Source organism: Luteibacter sp. HA06, assembly GCF_054061215.1.
In genome coordinates, this window is the sequence record NZ_JBSSDZ010000001.1 from 3,221,616 (window position 1) to 3,242,103 (window position 20,488).

A 20,488-nucleotide genomic window follows, 5' to 3' on the forward strand; every position below is an offset into this window, starting at 1 on the left:
ATACCCATGCTTCCCTACGAACTCCCGCCTCCCGCCAATGATGGGGATGCCCCTGCCCCCAGGTACGCCGAACTTCATGCACTGAGTGATTTCAGTTTCCAGCGTGGTGCGTCCAACGCGCGGGAACTGTTCGAGCGTGCGAAGGACATCGGATACAGCGCACTGGCCATCACCGACGAATGTTCGCTTTCCGGCATCGTGCGTGCGCTGGAGGCTTCGCTGGAAAGCGAATTGCCGCTGATCGTCGGCAGTGAGTTCCGGCTTGAGGATGGCACCGTGCTCGTGCTGCTGGTCGAGAACCAGACCGGCTACACGGAGTTATGCCGACTCATCACCCTCGGTCGCCGACGTGCGCCCAAGGGTCACTACGAAGTGCACCGCACCGACTTCGAGCATTTGCCCGAAGGTCTCTGCGTGCTGTGGATCCCCGGCCCACTGGCCGCCGCGGACGCCGCGCTGCATGACGATCGCGCCCGATGGGTCGCGAACCATTTCCTTGGGCGCGCATGGCTTGCCGTGGAATTGCATCGTGCCCAGCACGACGAAGCCGAGCTGATAGCCCTACGCGAACTCGGCGCCCGCCATGGCCTGCCTTGCGTCGCCGCCGGGGATGTCCACATGCACCTGCGTCGGCGGCGTGCCCTGCAGGACGTCATGACGGCGATCCGGATCAACCGGCCTGTCGCCGAAGCAGGCCATGCCCTGTTCCCCAACGGCGAACGCCATCTGCGCCGACGCGAAACCCTCGCCCGTATCTATCCTGTCGACCTCATGGACGAATCACGCGTGGTGGCCGCGCGTTGCACCGGTTTCGACATCCGCGGCATCAACTACGTCTACCCGCACGAGCTGGTGCCCGAAGGCATGAACGCACCCGCCTATCTGCGCCAGCTCACCTATGCGGGCGCCGCTACGCGCTGGCCCGACGGCATTCCCGACGGACTGACCGAACGCATCGAGAAAGAACTGACGCTTGTCGGCCAGATGCAATACGAGGCCTTCTTCCTCACCGTGCAGGACATCGTGCGCTTCGCTCGCTCACGCGACATCCTCTGCCAGGGTCGCGGTTCGGCAGCGAACTCCGTGGTTTGCTTCTGCCTGGGCATCACCGAGGTCAATCCTGCGCAGATCTCCACCCTCTTCGAACGCTTCATTTCGATCGAGCGCGATGAGCCGCCGGACATCGATGTAGACTTCGAGCACGAACGCCGCGAGGAGGTGCTGCAGTACGTCTTCAACAAGTACGGACGCGAACGCGCCGCACTGGCAGCCACCGTGATCAGTTACCGGCGTAAGAGTGCCGCGCGTGATGTCGGGCGTTCGCTCGGCCTGTCGGAGGACCAGCTCGACCAGCTCAGCCATGCCTATTCGCATGCGCATGGCGACGTACCGATCACCGTACGCTTGCAGGAGCGTGGTTTCGATATCGCCAGCCGGACCATCCGCCAACTGGTCGTGCTGGTGGAAGAACTCAACGGCATGCCCCGCCATCTCTCGCAGCATGTCGGCGGCTTCGTCATTTCCGACACGCCGCTGCACTACCTCGTGCCCGTGGAAAATGCGGCGATGGACGATCGCACGATCATCCAGTGGGACAAGGACGACCTGGAAACCATGAAGCTGCTCAAGGTGGACTGCCTGGCACTGGGCATGCTCACCTGCATGCGCAAAGCGGTCGACCTGCTGCGCAAACTTGGCGGCGAGGATTACCGGCGTCTCGCCGACATTCCCATGGACGATGGCCCGACCTACGAGATGATCCAGAAGGCCGACACCGTCGGCGTGTTCCAGATCGAATCGCGCGCACAGATGTCGATGCTGCCGCGGCTGAAACCCGCGTGCTACTACGACCTGGTCATCCAGGTGGCGATCGTCCGTCCCGGGCCTATCCAGGGTGGCATGGTGCATCCCTACCTGCAGCGGCGAAAGCTTCCTCCTGGTGACATCGTCTACGAGCACGGCGTGCGGCCGGTGCTGGAACGCACGCTCGGTGTACCGATTTTCCAGGAGCAGGTCATGGCGATCCTGCAGGTCGTGGCGAATTTCACCGCTGGTGAGTCGGACGAACTGCGCCGTTCCATGGCCGCATGGAAGCGTCGTGGCGGCCTGCAGAAGTTCGAGCCAAGGATTCGCCGCAACATGGCGGAGAATGGATACACCCCCGAATTCACCCAACAGATCATCGACCAGATCCAGGGCTTTGGCAGTTATGGTTTCCCCGAATCGCATTCGGCCGGTTTCGCCCTGATCGCCTATGCGTCCTCCTTCATGAAGTGCCACCACCCGGCCGTCTTCACCTGCGCACTGCTCAACAGTCAGCCGATGGGTTTCTACGCACCGGCACAACTGGTCGCCGACCTGCGGCGGCATGGCGTGGAAGTGCGCCCGCCGGATGTCACGGCCAGTGACTGGGACTGCACCCTGGAGTCCCTGCCGAAGAAGCCCGATACGTACGCCTTGCGCCTGGGGCTACGCCTGATCGGCGGCCTTTCAGCCGATCTCGGCACGCGCATCGTCGCTGCGCGCGCTACCACGCCTTTCCGCGACCTCGCCGATCTCGCCCGTCGCACCAGCATGAATCGCTTTGAGCGCGAACGCCTCGCCGACGCGGGCGCCTTGCGCGTGCTCAGCGGCCATCGTCACCGCGCACGCTGGGAGAGTTCGGGCATCGAACGGACCCTGCCCCTGCTCGACAACGTGGCCGAGGAACGCCCCACCCTGCGCCCGCCCACGCTCGCGGAAAACGTCTTCGCCGATTACGCCACCCACGGCCTTTCGCTCACCGGCCATCCGCTCAGCCTGATTCGCAAGAACTTGCAGTCTCGTCGCGTACGTCGCGCCAGTGAGATGGAAACGATGAGAAACGGCGCGTGGTTGAGACATGCCGGCCTGGTCACCGTGCGCCAGCGCCCACAGACCGCCAGCGGGATCACCTTTGTCACGCTGGAAGACGAAACCGGCCAGGTCAACGTCATCGTGCGGCCCAAAGTGGCCGAAGCCTGTCGACAGGCACTGCTGGACGCAGTGCTCCTGGCGGTCGACGGACAGTGGCAATCCGTCGATGGCGTGCGTCACCTCATAGCGAATCGCCTTCACGATTTCAGTGACCTGCTGCCGGCATTAGGCTCGGTATCACGCGACTTCCATTAGTCGAGACTGCCCTCACACGGCACGTCCTACGTCGTCACTTAACAGACGCTAATTTTCACCTGAACGAACGCCTACAAAATGCTGCGTTGCAAGAGCAACGTTCATCGAAAACGAGATAGCTTCTGCACCACGTACTTAGTCCGGGTCACCGGTGAGCGATGCCTTTGCGCCGGGTATCGCAATGTTCCTATCGGCGCCACAAGTTCCAGGAGCTACGTCATGCGCAACACGAAACTGATCCTCGCGATGCTGGCTGGTTGTACGGTCATGGGCGGCGCGGCCTTCGCGCAGGATGCATCGCAGAAGGCGGATCCGACCCCGGCCGCCAAGACCGCCACCCCCACGCAGACGAGCAGCGATTCGATGAAGTCGGGTGACTCCTCGTCGATGAAATCGGACTCCTCGATGTCGGGCGATTCGATGAAGTCAGGTGCCTCCGACGGCACGATGAAGTCGACCCACAAGAAGGCGCACAAGAAGGCGGCCACGGGTGACACGTCGGCTCCGGCCAAGTCGTCCTCGTCGGGCATGTAATCCAGCCTGCATGAAACAAAAAACCCGGCGCCTCGCGGCGCCGGGTTTTTTATGCGCGTTGCCGACGGTCAGTCGATTTCAGGCAACACACTGATCTCGACGTCGGCGCCCCGCGACGGATCGACGAATTTCACGATCTGCCCGGCACGCACCTTGTGCGTCTTCCGCAACTCGACGACACCGTCTACTGAGACCAGGCCATCGGCGACGAAATGCTTGCCTTCGCCGCCGCTCTGGGCGTGGCCAGTGAGCTTCAGCAGCAGGTTGAGCTCGACGTACTCGCCTTCGAGGCGGAATTCTTCAAACGACATGGTTGGCGTCTTTTAGCTGATCGGGTTCACCATTAGAGCGCAATTCGGCCGCCGATGTTGAGCAGCATGAAGTCTTCCGCCGTGAGACCGGTCTCGGCAAGGGCCTCGCCGAGCAACCGCGGCGGCTCATCCAGCTGGTCGTCCGCCAGTTCGAAGACACCCCAATGGATCGCAATGGACCGCTTGCAGCCGATCTCCCGGTGCAGTCGCACGGCCTGCGCAGGGTCCACGTGCTGCCCCTGCATGAACCAACGGGGGGCGTAGGCACCAATCGGAATGGCCGCGAGATCGATCGGACCCATCCGGCGCCCGATCTCCGCGAGCTTGTCCGAATATCCGGTATCGCCCGCGAACCAGAAGCGGAAACCCTCATGAGCCATGACCCAACCGCCCCATAGCGAGCGATTGCGGTCCCATAACGTCCGCGCACTCCAGTGTCGCGCCGGGACGCAGGTGAACACGGCACCCCGAATCTCGGTACTTGCCCACCAGTCGAGCTCACGGACATTGCCGATGCCCGCCTTGTCGAACCAGCGCTTCAGCCCCAGCGGCACCAGGAAGACGACCTGCGGGAAGCGTCGGGCCAGCGCGTGTACCGTCGCCTTGTCGAGATGGTCGTAGTGGTTATGGGAAATGACCACGACATCGATGGACGGCAAGCCGTTCACCTCCACAGGCGCCACCGTGCGCCGGGCGGGCCCGGCAAACGAGAGCGGTGAAGCGCGCTGCCCCAGCACGGGGTCGGTGAGCACCGTTAGTCCCTTGTGGCGGACCAGTACGGTCGCGTGACCCAGCCACCATGCGGCATCCCCACGGCCACCAAAGTCTGTTGCCTGCCACCAGCGCTTGGCGAAGGCCTCGTAACCCGCTTCGGGAGGCCGCGGTAGCTGCTGCTCCTTGCGCTCCTTGCGCCAACGATTGAGGCCACCGGGCGGTCGGATATCCGGCTCAAGGTTACGGAATCCTTCCGCCGTGTGGTGTTCCTTGGAACGGTCGAAGTACGGGTTCGTCCAGGCCATGCTCAACCTTGAATGGGAAACGGGTCGCAGAAGACCTGCGGCCCGTTGCCTGTCCGTTCAAGGCTCAGTCGACGTCGATCCGGCGAATCTGCGAAAGCCAGTCTTCCAGGTTGTAGTAATTGCTGACCCGCACGATCTTGCCGTTCGCGATCTCGAAGAACGCACCGCCCGGCAGCGCATACGACTGCCCCTGGGCCAGGGGCAATCCCTCGTCGGTCGCCTTGTACACGCCATGGATCATGTACTCAGCAGCTGCCCTGCTACCACTGTCGTCGCCCATGACGATCACATTCCGCAGCTGCTCCTCATAACTGGCCGTCGTCCGCTGGAGGAACGCGGCGAAACGCTCGCGCCCGACCTCACGGCGGCCCTGGTTGAGGTCGTGCACCACATGCTCGTCCAGCAGGTCCAGCATGCCCGGCCAGTCGGCACGATTGAACGCCTCGTGGTAACGGCGAATCAGGTCGATCGATGCATTCATCGGTGGGCTCAATAAATAATGACGGAGCGGATAGCCTTGCCCTCGTGCATGAGGTCGAAGGCGCGATTGATATCGTCCAGGCCCATCGTATACGTGATCATCGGGTCGATCTTGATCTCCCCGCCCATGTAGCGGTCGACGTAACCCGGCAACTGGCTACGTCCCTTCACACCACCAAACGCCGAACCGCGCCAAACCCGACCGGTGACCAGCTGGAAGGGACGCGTGCGGATCTCCTGGCCGGCACCGGCAACACCGATGATGATCGACTCACCCCAGCCCTTGTGGCAGCACTCGAGCGCGGCGCGCATCACGTCGACGCTACCGATGCATTCGAATGAATAATCCACGCCGCCGTCGGTCAGGTCGACGATGACCTGCTGGATAGGTGTATCCGGGAAGTCGCGTGGATTGATGCAGTCGGTGGCGCCCAGCATCTTCGCCATCTCGAATTTCGACGGATTCGTATCGACCACGATGATGCGCGATGCCTTCGCCATTACGGCGCCCTGCACCACCGACAGGCCAATCCCTCCCATGCCGAACACGGCCACGGTCGAGCCCGGCTCCACCTTTGCGGTGTTCAGGACCGCGCCGATACCGGTGGTGATCCCGCAACCGAGCAGGCAGACCTTCTCCAGCGGAGCGTCCTTGTTGATCTTCGCCAGCGAAATTTCCGGCAGCACCGTGTACTCGCTGAAGGTGCTGGTGCCCATGTAATGCAACAGCTGTTTGCCGCCCAGGGAGAACCGCGAGGTCCCATCTGGCATCAGGCCTTTGCCCTGGGTAAGGCGAATCTTCTGGCAAAGGTTGGTCTTGCCCGACAGGCAGAATTTGCACTCGCCGCACTCGGGCGTATAGAGAGGAATGACATGGTCGCCCGGCTTCAGCGAGGTCACGCCCTCGCCGACCTCCTCCACGATTCCGCCACCCTCGTGTCCGAGGATGACCGGGAAGGCACCTTCCGGATCGTCTCCTGACAACGTGTAGGCATCGGTGTGGCACACACCGGTAGCCACGATCCGGACGAGGACTTCACCGGCCTTCGGACCCTGAACGTCGATTTCTTCGATGGAAAGCGGCTTTCCAGCCTCCCAGGCAACGGCGGCGCGCGACTTCATGGCGGATTTCCTTGTGCAAAAGCGGTCAAACCGGCCCTCGGCCGGGGGGAACTGTCGATTCTAACTGAACGGCCGCTCGAGCCTACGTGGCAGCCCAGGGACCCATGAGTTAAACTATGGTTAACGGATGAGGTCGAAACGGCGAACGAAAGCTACAGGGAAGACAAGCAGCGTCTGCCGTGTTTTGCCTTTGTGAAATTTTTTTTGAACCTTTTGCTTACACCCGCTGTCCAAGCTTTTAACGCTTGAAAGCCCTTGTAAAGCCTGAGGGCGCCCATACAACGGGCTGCGTAGGAAACTGGTTAGTACAGAAATTAGGCCCGGAACGGGCGTGACGAAACACTAACGAACCTATTGTTCACCAAACGAAACGGACCAGTCGCTCAGCGCCATCCTTCACGGCCTGCAGCAGCGCAAGGTCCACGACACGCCAGAGACCGGCGGCGTGACGTCAGACGATTGATAACCGGTCCCTATAAAGGCTGGGAGAAACGATATGAATGAGCTTCGCAACGATTACGGCATTTCGACCTTCGAATTCACCAATGGCTCCCGCGCGGCCGATATGGCCGGCATGGATCTCTTCGGTGGTGAAATGGACGGTTACGACTGGCTGGGCGAAGTCGCCAGCCGCCTGAGCGGCGACACCCTCTGATCCATCGCTCCCGCTAGACCCTCCAGCCAAAGCAATGGGCCCGCATCATGCGGGCCCATTGTCGATCAGGATGCCTTTCGTGCCCTGGTCCGTGCCGCCTTCTTTGCGGCCGTCTTCCTTCCCGTCGCACCTTTGGTATGCGCCGCCTTCTTCGCAGCGGCGGATCGGCTGCCTGCCGTTCGCTTGGACGCGCTCTTCTTTGCTTGGGTCGACAGCGCCCGCTTTGACACAGCCGATGTGCCCTCGCGCTTAAGCGCCTTGGTCGTGGCGCGTTTTCGAGCCGTCGATTTCTTCGCGGCCGTACCAGTGGAGCGTTTGCGCGTCGCCGCCTTCGTATCCTGCGCCGCCTTCTTTTTCGTCGCCGCGCTGGCGGTCTTCGATGGCTTTGCCTTTACGCCGTCACGCCGCGCCTTCGAGAGGCCGATCGCAATGGCCTGTTTGGCCGACCGGACCCCATGCTTGCCTTCGCGCACATGGTCGATCTCTTCCTTCACGTACTCGCCGGCCTGCGTCGCGGCTGATTTTCCTTCGCGTTTATCTTTTCGCGCCCTGGCAGTGGTTTTTTTCTCTGGCATGAGAAGAAGCCCTCCTTTTAAAGGGAATGCCTGATGTCATGGAATGCGAACATCCAGCGCTTCGGGCGCCGGGGGTTGCGGGACGCCATCACCTTCGGGATCGTCTGGATGGGCCGGACGTTCCTGTGGCCGCTCCCTCGAGGGGTCGGTGCCGGGCATTTCCGGTTTCGGCGCGTCGGGCGTCTCTTCCGGGATGACCGGCGAGGTGCCGGGCGTTTCAGGAACGAAGGGGCTCTGCATCGGATCGGGCACCGTTGATGTCGTCGGGGGCGAGACTGCTCGGCTCCATGTGATGTATGTGTCAGGCCTTTGTCATGCCAGGTCGAACACCTGGGCGACCAGCCACAGGTTCGCCGCAGAAATCACGACGAACAGGACCCACGCCGATAGCGACACCCACCGGGTGTTCGCAAACGCTCCCATCAGGAGACGATCGTCCGTGAAGCGGATCAACGGGTACATGGCGAAAGGCAGCTGCAGGCTCAGCACCACCTGGCTGGCCACCAGGAGCACACCGATAGCCCGGTCACCCATGGTCACCACGCCGATGAAGGCCGGGATGATGGCCAGCCCGCGCGTGATCAGTCGCCGTTGCCAACAGGGCAGCTTCATCCGGAGAAATCCGTCCATGATGACCTGCCCTGCGATCGTGCCGGTAAACGTGGAGCTCTGTCCCGAGGCGAACAGGCCAATCGCAAAAGCCAGGGCCGCGACCGTGCTGCCGGCGATGGGCGCCAGCAACTGGTAAGCATCCGAGATGTCCGCCACGTCGGTGCGTCCGGTCCGGTGGAAGGCCGAGGCGGCGACGACGAGGATGGCCGCATTGATCAGCAGCGCGAGGGAAAGCGAGCCGATGGTGTCGATCCGGGTTAGCCGAATCGCGGCGCGCTTACCCTCCTCGCCGGAGACGGCGCGCGTCTGCACGATCGAGGAATGCAGATAGAGGTTGTGCGGCATGATCGTGGCACCAAGGATGCCGATCGCCAGATAGAGCGGCTCACGCGACGACAGCGCATGCAGCGAAGGTACGAAGCCGGCGGCCACTGTAGCCCAGTCAGGACCGATCAGGAACAGCTGCACCACGAAACAGATGCCGATCGTGCCGACCAGACCGAGAATGATTGCTTCGACACGGCGGAACCCCTGCCCCTGTAGGCCCAGCACGATGAACGTGTCCAGCGCCGTCAGGGCCACACCCACGGGGAGTGACACGTTGAACAGCAGCTTGAAGGCCAGCGCGCTGCCGAGTACCTCGGCGAGGTCGCATGAAATGATCGATATTTCCGCCAGCACCCACTGCACCCGGCCGACCGCCCTGGGATAGCGCTCGCTGGACAATCGGGCGAGGTCCTTGCGCGTGGCGATACCCAGGCGCGCAGCCAGGCACTGCAGAAGGATGGCGGCGAGACTGGAGAGCAGCACGACGAAGAGCAGGCGGTAGCCGAAGCGCGACCCGGCTTCGATGTCCGTGGCCCAGTTGCCCGGATCCATGTAGCCCACGGACACGAGCAGGCCCGGCCCGGCGAAGCGCGCGACCTTCTTCCACCAGGGAAGCCCGGAGGGAACCACGATGGAACCGGCGACTTCAGAGGGACAGAACGGCGCAGTCGCCGTCTTCGGTAAGGAAAACATGGGCGTCATGCTAACCAAGAACTACCGCGCCGTATGCACCTCAAGACGACGCGCATTGCACGCCCTTGGCGTCACGTTCGGTTCTTTCCAACGGAGAGGCCTCCATGACGCTGAAAGCCCTGGGATTGAACTGCACCCTGTCGCCCTCGCCCAAACCTTCGTCCAGCCAGAAACTCCTTGACCAGCTCCTCGATGGCCTGAAGAAACACGGCATCGAGACCGATAGCGCCCGTGTCGTCGACCTCAATATCAAGCCTGGGGTGAATCACGACGAAGGCCCGGGTGATGACTGGCCGGCACTACGCAAACGCATGATGGCGGCCGACATCCTGGTCATCGCCACGCCGATCTGGATGGGCCAACCTTCCAGCGTGTCCAAGCGCGTGATCGAGCGGATGGACGCCATTCTCGGCGACATCGGCGAGGATGGACGCTACCCCACCTTCGGCAAGGTCGCCATCGTCGGCGTGGTGGGCAACGAAGATGGCGCCCACCACGTCACCGCCGAGCTATACCAGGCACTGGCCGATGTCGGTTTCACCATTCCCGCCGGGAGTTCCGCCTATTGGGTGGGTGAAGCCATGAGCGACACCAATTACATCGACCTGAAGAAGACGCCCGACAAGGTTGCCAGCACGATTGCGACGCTGACGACGAACGCGGCGCACCTTGCAAAGATCCTGAAGGCTTCGAATTATCCTGCGCCTCCGTGAGGGTGAACATCGCCGCACGTTCGCTTCACGCGTCTGTAATGCCGTAACGGCGTAAATCGATCCCGCTGCGAATGACGCAGAGCCAGATGAGGATTGCATCATGGACAAGAATCGTACCGACGGCATGAAACACGAGGTCAAAGGCGCCGTGAAGGAAGTGGCCGGCAAGGTCACGGGCAACCACGCCAAGGAAGCAGCAGGAAACATCGAGAAAAATGCCGGCAAGGTTCAGAAAGAAGTCGGCAAAGCTGCGGACAAGGCGCGCGATACCGATCGTCATCATTGATCTGGCCGCGCGGGAGCCCTTCACGGGTTCCCGCGCCACTCGACCATGACCCTGCGCCGCTGGTTCGACCTCGCGACGAAATCCGTCCGTACGGCAATCGACGGATTCACGGACGACGAGTTGATGACACGAGCCGCGGCGCTTTCCTTTTATTCGGCACTCTCGTTCGCACCCTTGTTGGTGCTTTTACTGTGGGTGCTGGCCGCTCTCCGGCCCGAGTGGCAGAACGATCTGGTCGATAGCCTTACCAACGTCATCGGCTCCCAGGGCGCCGGCGCGGTAAAGCTGGTGATCGACAATGCGCAGCAGCGCCCGCATCTGGGCAACATCATCGGCATCATTGGCCTTTGCATCACCCTGTTCAGCGCATCCGCTGTCTTCAGCCAGCTGCAGTCAACGTTGAACCGCGTATGGAAACTTCGTGCCAAGCCCGGCGATGCCGTGGTCGGCTGGTTGCGCACTCGCGCACGCGCCTTCGGCTTGCTCGTTGGCATCGCCTTCCTGCTGATCATATCGTTTGTCATCAACGGACTGATCAAGGCCATGATCCCCGGTGACACGACGGCCTGGCAGCTCACTGAGGCTGTTATCTCGTTCGTCGTTTTCGCCGTTGCTTTCGGCGCCATGTATCGCGTGCTTCCCGACGCTCAGATCGCCTGGAAGGATGCGACGCGCGGCGGCGTGCTGACCGCCGTCCTGTTCGCCGCCGGCAAGTTCGTTATCGGTCTTTATATCGAGCACGCGTCCATTGGCGGCGCGTATGGGCCAGCGGGCGCTATCGTCGTGCTGCTCACCTGGGTGTATTACGCGTCGATCATCGTTCTCCTGGGCGCCGAACTCACGCGTGGCCTTGCCGTGGCGCGAGGGGCAAAGATCCGTCCGGCCGAGCACGCCGAGAGCTTCGCAGACGAAGTGACGCCGAGCCGCTAGTGACGCCCGGCCCTCGGGGACGCCACGAGGGGGGCCGGCTGTTTTGTGTGGGAGCCGGCTGCGCCGGCGATCGGTCGAGGGTACCCGGTCATCGCCGCTGAAGCGGCTCCCACACTATGCTTAGGCCACGCGCGACGCGTATTACGTGCAACCGCGGACGAGGAAGATCAGGATCAGGACCGGAATCGGCACGCCCAGCACCCAAAGAAGGATGTAGCCGATGCCGCCGCGCTGCTTGTCTGCTACGGGGGTGATGTCTTTCTCTTCCATTGCACGATGCTCCGGGGGGGTGGATTGGGTACGGAGATTCGGCTGGATGACGTGCACCGTATGTGACAGCGGCGCCATGATGCATTTCGCAACGACACCGTCTTCGCACCTCGTGCATTATTCGTGACGGGCATTCACCAGGAAGGACGTCCCATGACCCTGCTCCGCCCCACCGCGCTCTTCGTCGCTCTGGCCGTCGCCACCGGCTCCGCCGGCGCTGCCGGCGCTGCCACCATGATCCGGGGCGCCCGCGTCATCGACGGGACCGGAGCACCGCCGCGGGAAGACGTGACCCTGGTGATCGACGGCGACCACATCTCCCTCATGGGCTCGGGCTTGCGCGCGAAGATGCCCGCGGGGACCCAGGTTATCGATTACACGGGCAAGACCATCATCCCCGGACTGGTCTCGGACCACGGCCATATCGGCTCGGTGGATGGTACGAAGAGCGGCCTGCCCGCGCTCTACACGCGCGACAACGCCCTGCGTCAGCTGCGTCAATGGCGGGCTTATGGCGTCACGACGGTGACCTCGCTGGGCGTGAACAACCCCGATGTTTTCTACCCGCTACGGGCTGAGCTCCATGCTGGCACGGCCGACGGTGCCGACCTTTTCGGTGCCGACCGTGGCATCGGTGTACCGAACGGCGCGCCACCGGCGAAGATGATGCAGGCCGGCCCGAATCAGCTCGACCGACCGGCGACCCCCGAGGAAGCCCGCGCCGACGTCGACGCGGCGGCCGCGCGGGGCACGGATCTGGTCAAGATCTGGCTGGACGACTTCAACGGCAGTCTGCCGGTCAAGATGAAGCCCGAGATCTGGCACGCCGTCATCGACGAAGCCCACGCAAAGCATCTCCGCGTCGCGGCGCACGTCTACTACCTCGACGATGCCCGACAGCTCGTCGATGCCGGCGTGGATATCCTTGCCCACGGCGTACGCGACAAGCCGGTGGACCCCGGCTTCATCGAAGCCATGAAGCAGCACGGCACCTGGTACATCGCGACACTCGACCTCAACGAAGCCGCGTTCATCTATGCCCGCCACCCCGGCTGGATGGACAGGCCCTTCTTCCAGCATGCCGTGCAGCCGGACCTCGCAAAGCAATTCGCGGACGGCGCGTGGCGTGACAAGGTGAATAACGATGGCTCGACACCCGGCAATGAGGAGGCCTTGCAGGTGAACCTCAAGAACCTGAAGACCCTTTTCGACGCCGGCGTGAAGATTGGTTTCGGCACGGATGCGGGCGCCATGCCGCTGAGGATTCCGGGCTTTGCCGAACACCGCGAACTGGCGCTCATGGTCGACGCGGGCTTGACGCCGCTGCAGGCGATCCACGTAGCAACGCAGAGCGCGGCGCAGCTGCTTGGCCTGGACGACCGGGGCGTGCTTGCCAACGGCAAACGGGCAGACTTCATCGTGCTCGACGGAAATCCCACCGACAACATTGAAGCGACGACGACGATCGACGCGGTGTGGCAGCGCGGCAAGCTGGTCTCGGGTCACGTCGACGCGTTCCATCCGTAGAGCCGGTCGATGACAACGACCGCCTCCGATCCGTTCGCCTTCCTGCCCGCCGATTCGGTCACGGCGAACGAGATGCGTGCACTCGACTGGTCATCGAGTCCGCTTGGGCTGCCTGGCGGCTGGCCTGCCGCGCTACGCAGCATGTTGTCGACCATGTTTTCCATCCCGCAGCCGATGTTCCTTTCCATCGGGCCGGCTTACACGTTCTTCTTCAACGACGCGTACCGGCCCATGCTGGGCAACCGGCTTGCGGGCGCCGTGGGTCGGCCCTTCGACATGCTGTGGCCCGACGTCTGGCCGGACGTTGAGTCCCACGTCCTTGGCGCGCTTGCCGGACAGGGCTCCGTGCATCGTGACATGCGCCTGTTCATGACTCGCCATGGCGCCGTCGAGGAGACCTGGTGGACGTTTTCATACGCACCGCTGCGCGACGAACACGGCGACATCATCGGCATGTACGCGGTGACCAACGAAACGACTCGCGGCGTGCGCTCGGCCCTCGCCCTGCGCGAACTGAACGCATCGCTCGAAGTCGAGATCGACATGCGCACGCGCGAGCGCGACCAGATCTGGGCCATCTCGCGCGACCTCTACGTGGTGCTCGCGCGCGACGGACACTACCGCAACACCAATCCAGCCTGGCACAACGAACTGGGCTACGAGGTCAGTGAACTGGTGGGACTCGGTTTCGAAGAGCTCGTCCATCCGGACGACCTCGACCGCGCACGTGACGCCGTCAGCCAGATGTTCGAAGGCGAGGTGGTCGAAGACCTCGAGCTTCGCCTGCGCGCGAAGGATGAAAGCTATCGCTGGTTCGCCTGGACCTGCGTACCCGACGGCGATGTGGTTTACGGCATGGGCCGGGACACCCAGCGCCGCCGCGATCTCGACGAGCAACAACGACACGCACAGAAACTGGAGGCGCTCGGTCGTCTTACCGGTGGGATCGCGCACGACTTCAACAATATCCTCGGCGGTATCGGCGGTGCGATCGAAGTCGTCGCCGAGCGGGTGGAGAATGGTCGCATCGACGGTATCCGGCGACTCCTGGACGCCGCAGGCGGCGCCGTCAAACGCGCCGCCGGCCTGACCCATCGCTTGCTCGCCTATGCCCGTCAGCAGGCACTGTCACTTTCCGATGTGGATGCCAACGCGCTCGTCAGGGAGCTGGAGCTCCTGCTGCGGCCGCTGATCGGCGAACGGGTCACACTCGACCTGCGCATGCAGGAAGACCTGTGGCGTACGCTTTCCGACGCGAGCCAGCTCGAAAGCGCGGTGCTCAACCTGGCGATCAATGCGCGTGACGCGATGTCAGCAGGTGGCACGCTCACCATCCGGACAAGCAATGCCGCTCACGCCGACATCGGACGGGGGCGTCGTGACTACGTCGTCATTGCCGTCAGCGATACGGGTACCGGCATGACGCCGAGCGTGATCGAGAAAGCCTTCGATCCGTTCTTCACGACCAAGGCCATCGGCCAGGGGACCGGACTGGGCCTGTCGATGGTCGACGGCTTCGCCCGACAGACCGGTGGCCGCGCGATCATCGATTCGACGCCCGGCCAGGGCACGACGGTAAGTCTGTGGCTGCCACGTCACGCAGGCGAGAATGCAGGCACTCACGCCCATGTCGATGCCACGGTCGTACGTGGCCAGGGGCAGCACATCCTGCTGGTCGAAGACGAAGAGATGCTGCGCTCCATTGCCCGCGAGGTACTTGAGGAAGCGGGTTACCGGGTAAGCGATTGCGCCGAAGGCTATGAAGCGCTGCGCATCATCGACGCCGGTCCGCCACCCGACCTGCTGGTCACGGACATCGGACTGCCCGGGATGGACGGGCGGCAGCTTGCACTGGCGGTTCGCGAAAGCTTGCGGTCCCTTCCCGTCCTTTTCGTGACGGGATATGCCTGGGATGCCTTTGCGGATTCTCCGGCCTTGCCCGATCGAACGGCCATGCTGAGCAAACCGTTCTCGGTGCACGCACTCATCGACGCCGTGGCCGACCTGCTTGGCGGGACGGCCGCGTAACGCCAGCCATCCATTCCGTTGACTGATCGCCACGGACACTTCACCCATGAACCGGATGCGCTACTACGCCCTGCTCGCCCTTATCGCAGCAACGATCGCGATCATCGTCGTCGGCGGCATCATGAAAGGCGGCCCAGCGGGCGATACACCCGATGATGGGAGCCGCGCACCTCGCTCGCACGCTGCGGAACGTTAAGCCGGCTCGACTTCGTCCGCCGCGCGGGCGGCGTCATGCGACGCCGCGGAACGCTGCATGGCGACCAGAAAATCGACCCCGTAGCGCATGACGAACGGCGCCACCGTGCCGGGCATGAAGCCGTCGGGCCAGGGCGCTGCAGTGCGGTCGGTGTCTTCGACGACGGGTGTGCTGACTTGCGTAACTCGACGTGCCATGGCCTTTACGGCCCCCTTTTGATGTTCCCCCGTCGCCCTTACTAAGGCAAAACCACGGCTAGGTCAATGGGTGCACCCTCTGTGGCAAAACGGCGCAGCCGTATGACCGCCTCCCACCCATGACGACGACGACGCCTAAAATACGGCTGCACTCCCTGAGTGCCGGAGGTAAGTCGTGTCGTCTGCATCAGCCATCGCCAACCCGTCCGCCATGCCTCAGCGACCGTCCATCTGCTGCAATGCGTCGTGCCGGCACGCGGCCGTTTGCGACGCCACGCGTGGCGGCGACCCTGCCCTGCTGGACATCCGTGATGTGGTCGAGCGCGTCGGTCCCTTCACCGAGAGCGATCGGCTCGTCCAGCCCGATGCACCACACCGTGCCGCCTTCGCCGTCCTCAGCGGGCTGGCCAAGACCGTCGCCAAGGGTCGCATCGTCGCCTTTCACCTGCCCGGCGAACTGTTCGCCCTGGACGTTCCGCGTACCCAGACGCACAGTGCGTCGGTGGTGGCCGTCGGCAGGACGTGGTTCTGCCGATTTCCCCGCACCGCCACCGACGCACTGTGCGAACACAGTGAAGCGATCGCTACCCACCTGCGTTCATTACGCCGCCGCGAACGCACGTTTGCACGCCGCGTCACCGACGGATCGGCCGCCGAGCGGGTGAAGGCGTTCCTGCTCGAACTACGCGACCGTCGCCTTCGCGTCGAAGCCGCAGGCAGTGGCTTCGTGCCACTGCCCATGTCGCGCGAGGATATCGGTTCATACCTGGGCATGAGTGCGGCCACGGTGACCCGCATGCTGGCAAAGTTGCGGAGCCAGGGGTCCATCGCCATCCATGCGGATGGCGTGGACGTGCTCCATGAGGCATCGCTGCGCGGTTGAGCTCTAGAGCTTCACGCGAACGCCTACGGTGAAGAACCGCCCGACCACGCCGTTCTGTGCGTAGGTCGGGTTGTAGTTCAGGGCCGCGTAGTTCAGCGGGTCGAACGGCGCTTTCTTGTCGAACGCATTCATCACCGAACCGGTGATGGCGATTTTCTCGGTCAGGTCATACCGGCCGGTCAGGTCGAAATCGGTGAACGACGCCATCCGGCAATTTTCGGGGAAGTTCGCACCGGTATCCGTGTTGGTCGAGAAGCAGCCCTCCTGGACATCCGGGGCGGTCAGCTTGAGGCCACTGGTGTAGTACAGGGTTCCCGTGATGGTGGCCTTGCCGAACGTGATGCTGTTGGCCCACGAACCTCGATAACGCGGGGTACCCGCACCTGACGACACGCCATACGGACCATGCGTGCCGACGAACTCTTCCGTGGTGCCATCCTGCAGGGTCAGCTTCCAGCTGATGATCTTGGTCAGGTTGATCTCGCTGGTGAAACGCACGTTGTCGTTGAAGCTGTAACCCGCCTTCAGGTCGAGGTCGACACCCTGGGTCTTCAGGGAGTTCTGGTTAACGTACGGCGCCGCGACGATCAGCGGACGCGGAAGCGCGCCAGGCGCTGCCGGGTCCGGACCGTCGGCGACGATCGCTGAACCGGCCGGCAGAGGCTCGCCGGCGAAGTACGCGTCGAGCACCGCGTTGGGATCCTGCTGCGCGATCACCCCTGTTTTCTTGATCCGGTAGAAATCCAGTGACGCGCTGAGGTCCGGCGTCGGCTGGAACAACAGGCCGAGGGTGTAGCTCTTAGACCGCTCAGGCTGGATTTTCGGATTGGACGTGGTGAGGAAGGCGAGCGGATACGGTTGCACGTAGCCGCTGTTGTTGTGCGCATTCTGGAAATCCGCCGGCGGCGTGAACGTCGCGAAGCCTTCACTCTGGCTGTTTCCGCTCTCGGAGAAACCAGGTGCACGGTAGCCTCTCGAGAACGTGCCGCGCACCGCCAGTTGCTCGAACGGTTTCCACTTGAAGCCGATCTTGGGCGAGAAGTTGTTACCGAAGTCCGAGTAGTGATCGAAGCGGCTGGACGCATCCACTTCGAAGGACTCCGTGAATGGCGCATCCAGCTCGACGTAGACGCCTCCGACCGTGCGCTGGCCGCTGGTACGCGCGACACCGAGACCCTGCGCCTGAAGGTTGGCGTTGAGGTCGGGATCGTTCTGCTGCTCGTGGCGCACATCGATGCCTGTAGCCAGGCCCAGCGAGCCGCCACCCAGATCCATCAGCGGACGCGACACGTGGAAATCGAGCGATTGCAGGTCGCTGGTGGACGTCTTGCGCAGCGTGGGCGCCAGCGCGTCGAGCAACTCACGCGAGTTCGCCGAGGGATTGACGAAGTTGTACGTCCCATTGGTGACTGCGGAGATGAGCTGGTCGTAGTTGAGAAGACCGTCGAGCCGCGTGTCCAGCGAATCGTGGTTCAGTACCAGGGCCGTGTCATAAGTCCAGTCGCCCCACTGACCGTTGATTCCGCCCACCAGCCGGAGGTTATGGTTATCGGTCTGGCCGCTCGCCAGGGCGTTGGGGAACGAGTAGTTGACCAGAGCCGCGCTACCCTGCGCGGCGAACGGGTTGTTCGGATTGAGCGAGCCGTCCGGCAGCGTGGCCGGCAGGGCGATCGCATTGGTGTTGTTCGGCGTGCTGGCCTGGATCTGCGCCGGCGTACCCGGGAAGGTCGTCTTGACCTCGTAGTAGCTCGCGCCGATGTACGCCTGCGTCGTATCGGACAGCTTGATGGTGAAACGACCGTACAAGCCGCCCCGCTCGGTGGTGGGCTGGATAGCGGTATACAACGCACGGTTCTGCGCACAGTAGCTGCCGGGGTTTGCCGGATCGTCCGTCACCAGGGTCCCGAGCGAACCGCACGACTGCAGCGGCTGCGCCAGACCACCTGGGTCGGCCACGCCGGACGTGACATCCCCGGGACGCGACAACGTACCGGGCGTCACCGTGCCGTAGATCGAGCCGGAGTTCTGCGATGGCTGGCCGCCGATGAGGTTGTTGCCGCCGCTGCGGCGCAGGTCGGCCGTGTTGTACGGATAGCCGCGATCGCGGGTCATGATGCTGTTGTCTTTCTGGTACTCGGCGCTGAAATAGGCGTTCCAGCCGTCCTTCTTCAGATCACCGCCGCCGAACAACACCGTGCCACGCTTCGTCGTCCCTCCGCCATGCTCCGAAGTGCCGACATCCGCCGTGAACTCGGCACCCTTGAACGTAGGCTTGAGGATGATATTGACCACACCGGCGATAGCGTCGGCGCCGTAGATCGACGAAGCACCGTCCTTCAACACCTCGATACGATCGATCGCATTGGAGGGGATGGTGTTGAGATCGACAAACGATCGCTGGCCATCGTCCGTCACCGGATAATTAGCCGCGCGCCGCCCGTCGATGAGGACGAGCGTCGAGTTCACGGTCAGGCCACGCAGCGCCACGCCGGTGGCACCGACAGCGAAGCCCGCGGTGAACGAGGCCGGGATGGAGCCGCTGTTGTCGGCCGAGATCGACCTGACGACATCGGACACGGTGGTCAGGCCGCTCTTCTGGATATCCGCCGCGGTGATCGTCGTCACGGGCGAGGGCGTTTCCACGTCGATGCGCGGCAGGGCCGAGCCCGTGACGGTGATAGCGGTCAGCTCGGTGGTTTTTTGCTGGTCGTCCGGCGGAGGATTCTGTGCGGCCGGAGCCGGAGCCGGAGCCGGAGCCGGGGCGGGAGGCGGAGGCGTCTGGGCCGAGGCTTGCGCACAGGCGCATGCGAGTGCGGCGGCGATGGACAAAGCGAGGCCGTGACGCCGGGGCGTCATGAGTGTTTTCGTTTTCATTGTGAGTCTCCGGGCCGTAGGGGAGTTGGGCTGGGACTGGCGACCCGACGAATGAGAACGCAACGAGACATTCACAGGGACGCAAGGAAAACTTACGCCGTGTAAACGGGTTGCACCATCGGCCATTCGGAATAACTTGCGCGGCCACTTCTGGCACGCGCTATGCACGTCTGGACGGGCATTCAGCGCTGGCTTGATGCCTTGCGCAGGGGATCGAGAAGACGGCGCAGGCCATTGTGATCGAGCTCGAGCATGATCGCGAGAAGCCGGCCGAGCTCGCCCGGAGGAAAGCCCTCGCGGGCGAACCACGCGAGGTAATTTCCGGGAAGATCCGCGATATCCCTGCCCTTGAACTTGCCGAAGGGCATGACCGCCGTGGCGAGTTTCGCAAGGTCCTGGCGGAAGGCGTCGTTGGGATCGGTCATGCGGTCATTCTAACCGCCTACTCGTCGCCCGGATCGAAGCCCTCGCGCTCCTTCATCAGCTTGCGCGCCGCCGTCACACCGAGCGTCATGCCTTCGGCGCAGGCGTCCTCTTCATTCTCATGCAGGGTGGTGCAGAGTTTCTCGGCGATCTCGTCGCCGTCTTCACTAATGACGTATTTGCCGCGCCAGCGCCCGGGTTTGGCGACATAGCACGAACCTTCCACGTCGAAGAAACCGATCTTACGATGCGTCATGAGTGGGGTATTCCTCCTTTCTTACCCCCATCGTATGCATCGCGCATCAAGGTGACGTGCAGCGCTATTGCAGGCCGCTCACCGGGCGCTTGGCGTTCGACTCGAATTCGCGCCAGATCCCGTCGGCCCCTTCGACCGATACAAGGACCTGGAGGCCATTCTGGACACCCAGCAGCTTGGACTGCTGCACCGCATACGCGATGGCGCGCACTCGCGTTTCGAAATTTTCCATGGGCACGCCATTCATCTGCACGTGCCAGAGCCCCGCGAGATCGGGGCTGAAAGGAATGTCGTAGATCACCAGTGCCATGAATCGGTGGGTAACCTTGAGTGGAAACGGCGGTCGGACGGCGGATGGGGAAGATTATCCGTTCGCGAATGCCCCCACAATGGAATGATGACGCATCTTTTTCTTCACACCTGACTC

22 protein-coding genes are annotated in these 20,488 nt (G+C 63.1%); 10 read left to right on the top strand and 12 right to left on the bottom strand.

Translation table 11 applies throughout. The features are described 5' to 3' along the window. Positions 1–6: 6 nt before the first annotated feature. Positions 7–3,150 carry an error-prone DNA polymerase gene (locus ACVWWJ_RS14870; RefSeq protein ID WP_456968479.1) on the top strand — a complete coding sequence of 1,048 codons (3,144 nt, stop codon included), beginning with the start codon at positions 7–9 and terminating at the stop codon, positions 3,148–3,150. Between the two features lie 219 nt (positions 3,151–3,369). Next, on the top strand, positions 3,370–3,684 hold the full coding sequence (locus ACVWWJ_RS14875) for a hypothetical protein (protein WP_159894887.1): 315 nt from the start codon (positions 3,370–3,372) through the stop codon (positions 3,682–3,684). Between the two features lie 68 nt (positions 3,685–3,752). Here the strand turns inward: ACVWWJ_RS14875 and ACVWWJ_RS14880 are convergent, their stop codons facing one another. The 4 genes from ACVWWJ_RS14880 to ACVWWJ_RS14895 all read right to left on the bottom strand — a co-directional run bounded on the left by ACVWWJ_RS14880 (position 3,753) and on the right by ACVWWJ_RS14895 (position 6,616). Beyond that, positions 3,753–3,995 carry an RNA-binding S4 domain-containing protein gene (locus ACVWWJ_RS14880; protein ID WP_159894885.1) on the bottom strand — a complete coding sequence of 81 codons (243 nt, stop codon included), beginning with the start codon at positions 3,993–3,995 and terminating at the stop codon, positions 3,753–3,755. Positions 3,996–4,027: 32 nt separating this feature from the next. After that, positions 4,028–5,014: an MBL fold metallo-hydrolase gene (locus ACVWWJ_RS14885; RefSeq protein ID WP_456968480.1), complete on the bottom strand. Its 987-nt coding sequence runs from the start codon at positions 5,012–5,014 to the stop codon at positions 4,028–4,030. Positions 5,015–5,078: 64 nt separating this feature from the next. Further along, positions 5,079–5,495, bottom strand: a complete 417-nt coding sequence (locus ACVWWJ_RS14890; RefSeq protein WP_159894881.1) for a ketosteroid isomerase-related protein — start codon at positions 5,493–5,495, stop codon at positions 5,079–5,081. A gap of 8 nt (positions 5,496–5,503) precedes the next feature. Further along, positions 5,504–6,616 carry an S-(hydroxymethyl)glutathione dehydrogenase/class III alcohol dehydrogenase gene (locus ACVWWJ_RS14895; protein WP_456968481.1) on the bottom strand — a complete coding sequence of 371 codons (1,113 nt, stop codon included), beginning with the start codon at positions 6,614–6,616 and terminating at the stop codon, positions 5,504–5,506. A gap of 496 nt (positions 6,617–7,112) precedes the next feature. On the opposite strand from ACVWWJ_RS14895, the gene ACVWWJ_RS14900 reads away from it, so the two are divergent. Continuing rightward, positions 7,113–7,271: a hypothetical protein gene (locus ACVWWJ_RS14900; protein ID WP_159894877.1), complete on the top strand. Its 159-nt coding sequence runs from the start codon at positions 7,113–7,115 to the stop codon at positions 7,269–7,271. 65 nt (positions 7,272–7,336) lie between these two features. Here ACVWWJ_RS14900 and ACVWWJ_RS14905 read toward each other — a convergent pair whose 3' ends face one another. After that, positions 7,337–7,846 carry a DUF6496 domain-containing protein gene (locus ACVWWJ_RS14905; RefSeq protein ID WP_456968482.1) on the bottom strand — a complete coding sequence of 170 codons (510 nt, stop codon included), beginning with the start codon at positions 7,844–7,846 and terminating at the stop codon, positions 7,337–7,339. Between the two features lie 312 nt (positions 7,847–8,158). Then, entirely contained in the window at positions 8,159–9,478 is a 1,320-nt protein-coding gene (locus tag ACVWWJ_RS14910) for an Nramp family divalent metal transporter (RefSeq protein ID WP_456968483.1), read from the bottom strand. 104 nt (positions 9,479–9,582) lie between these two features. On the opposite strand from ACVWWJ_RS14910, the gene ACVWWJ_RS14915 reads away from it, so the two are divergent. The 3 genes from ACVWWJ_RS14915 to ACVWWJ_RS14925 all read left to right on the top strand — a co-directional run bounded on the left by ACVWWJ_RS14915 (position 9,583) and on the right by ACVWWJ_RS14925 (position 11,407). After that, a complete protein-coding gene (locus ACVWWJ_RS14915; protein ID WP_456968484.1) occupies positions 9,583–10,191 on the top strand; it encodes a flavodoxin family protein in 609 nt (202 codons plus the stop codon). 100 nt (positions 10,192–10,291) lie between these two features. Beyond that, the gene (locus tag ACVWWJ_RS14920) at positions 10,292–10,477 is read left to right on the top strand and encodes a CsbD family protein (RefSeq protein WP_159894869.1); all 186 of its coding nucleotides are present in this window, start codon (positions 10,292–10,294) and stop codon (positions 10,475–10,477) included. A 45-nt stretch (positions 10,478–10,522) separates the two neighbouring features. Continuing rightward, positions 10,523–11,407 carry a YihY/virulence factor BrkB family protein gene (locus ACVWWJ_RS14925; RefSeq protein ID WP_159894867.1) on the top strand — a complete coding sequence of 295 codons (885 nt, stop codon included), beginning with the start codon at positions 10,523–10,525 and terminating at the stop codon, positions 11,405–11,407. Positions 11,408–11,548: 141 nt separating this feature from the next. Here ACVWWJ_RS14925 and ACVWWJ_RS14930 read toward each other — a convergent pair whose 3' ends face one another. Next, the gene (locus tag ACVWWJ_RS14930; protein WP_325468290.1) at positions 11,549–11,677 is read right to left on the bottom strand and encodes a hypothetical protein; all 129 of its coding nucleotides are present in this window, start codon (positions 11,675–11,677) and stop codon (positions 11,549–11,551) included. Between the two features lie 153 nt (positions 11,678–11,830). Between ACVWWJ_RS14930 and ACVWWJ_RS14935 the strand changes: the two genes are divergently transcribed. Genes ACVWWJ_RS14935 through ACVWWJ_RS14945 form a run of 3 tightly spaced genes read left to right on the top strand, consistent with a single transcriptional unit; the run spans position 11,831 to position 15,428 of the window. Then, positions 11,831–13,204, top strand: a complete 1,374-nt coding sequence (locus ACVWWJ_RS14935) for an amidohydrolase family protein (RefSeq protein ID WP_456968485.1) — start codon at positions 11,831–11,833, stop codon at positions 13,202–13,204. A gap of 9 nt (positions 13,205–13,213) precedes the next feature. After that, positions 13,214–15,232 carry an ATP-binding protein gene (locus tag ACVWWJ_RS14940; protein ID WP_456968486.1) on the top strand — a complete coding sequence of 673 codons (2,019 nt, stop codon included), beginning with the start codon at positions 13,214–13,216 and terminating at the stop codon, positions 15,230–15,232. Between the two features lie 46 nt (positions 15,233–15,278). Beyond that, positions 15,279–15,428, top strand: coding sequence for a hypothetical protein (locus ACVWWJ_RS14945; RefSeq protein WP_159894861.1), 150 nt, complete (start codon positions 15,279–15,281; stop codon positions 15,426–15,428). On the opposite strand, the gene ACVWWJ_RS14950 is transcribed toward ACVWWJ_RS14945, so the two are convergent. After that, the gene (locus tag ACVWWJ_RS14950; RefSeq protein WP_456968487.1) at positions 15,425–15,625 is read right to left on the bottom strand and encodes a hypothetical protein; all 201 of its coding nucleotides are present in this window, start codon (positions 15,623–15,625) and stop codon (positions 15,425–15,427) included. The genes ACVWWJ_RS14945 and ACVWWJ_RS14950 overlap by 4 nt on opposite strands. Positions 15,626–15,800: 175 nt before the next feature. Here ACVWWJ_RS14950 and ACVWWJ_RS14955 point away from each other — a divergent pair, with 175 nt between their 5' ends. After that, complete coding sequence (locus ACVWWJ_RS14955; protein WP_456968488.1) at positions 15,801–16,508, top strand: Crp/Fnr family transcriptional regulator; 708 nt, start codon at positions 15,801–15,803, stop codon at positions 16,506–16,508. 3 nt (positions 16,509–16,511) lie between these two features. Here the strand turns inward: ACVWWJ_RS14955 and ACVWWJ_RS14960 are convergent, their stop codons facing one another. From ACVWWJ_RS14960 to ACVWWJ_RS14975, 4 genes are all read right to left on the bottom strand, one after another. Next, positions 16,512–19,382, bottom strand: a complete 2,871-nt coding sequence (locus tag ACVWWJ_RS14960) for a TonB-dependent receptor (protein ID WP_456968489.1) — start codon at positions 19,380–19,382, stop codon at positions 16,512–16,514. A gap of 182 nt (positions 19,383–19,564) precedes the next feature. After that, the gene (locus ACVWWJ_RS14965) at positions 19,565–19,807 is read right to left on the bottom strand and encodes a DUF3820 family protein (protein WP_456968490.1); all 243 of its coding nucleotides are present in this window, start codon (positions 19,805–19,807) and stop codon (positions 19,565–19,567) included. A 17-nt stretch (positions 19,808–19,824) separates the two neighbouring features. Beyond that, positions 19,825–20,061 carry a hypothetical protein gene (locus ACVWWJ_RS14970; protein WP_159894853.1) on the bottom strand — a complete coding sequence of 79 codons (237 nt, stop codon included), beginning with the start codon at positions 20,059–20,061 and terminating at the stop codon, positions 19,825–19,827. Between the two features lie 64 nt (positions 20,062–20,125). Next, the gene (locus tag ACVWWJ_RS14975) at positions 20,126–20,371 is read right to left on the bottom strand and encodes a hypothetical protein (RefSeq protein WP_456968491.1); all 246 of its coding nucleotides are present in this window, start codon (positions 20,369–20,371) and stop codon (positions 20,126–20,128) included. Positions 20,372–20,488: the final 117 nt, after the last annotated feature.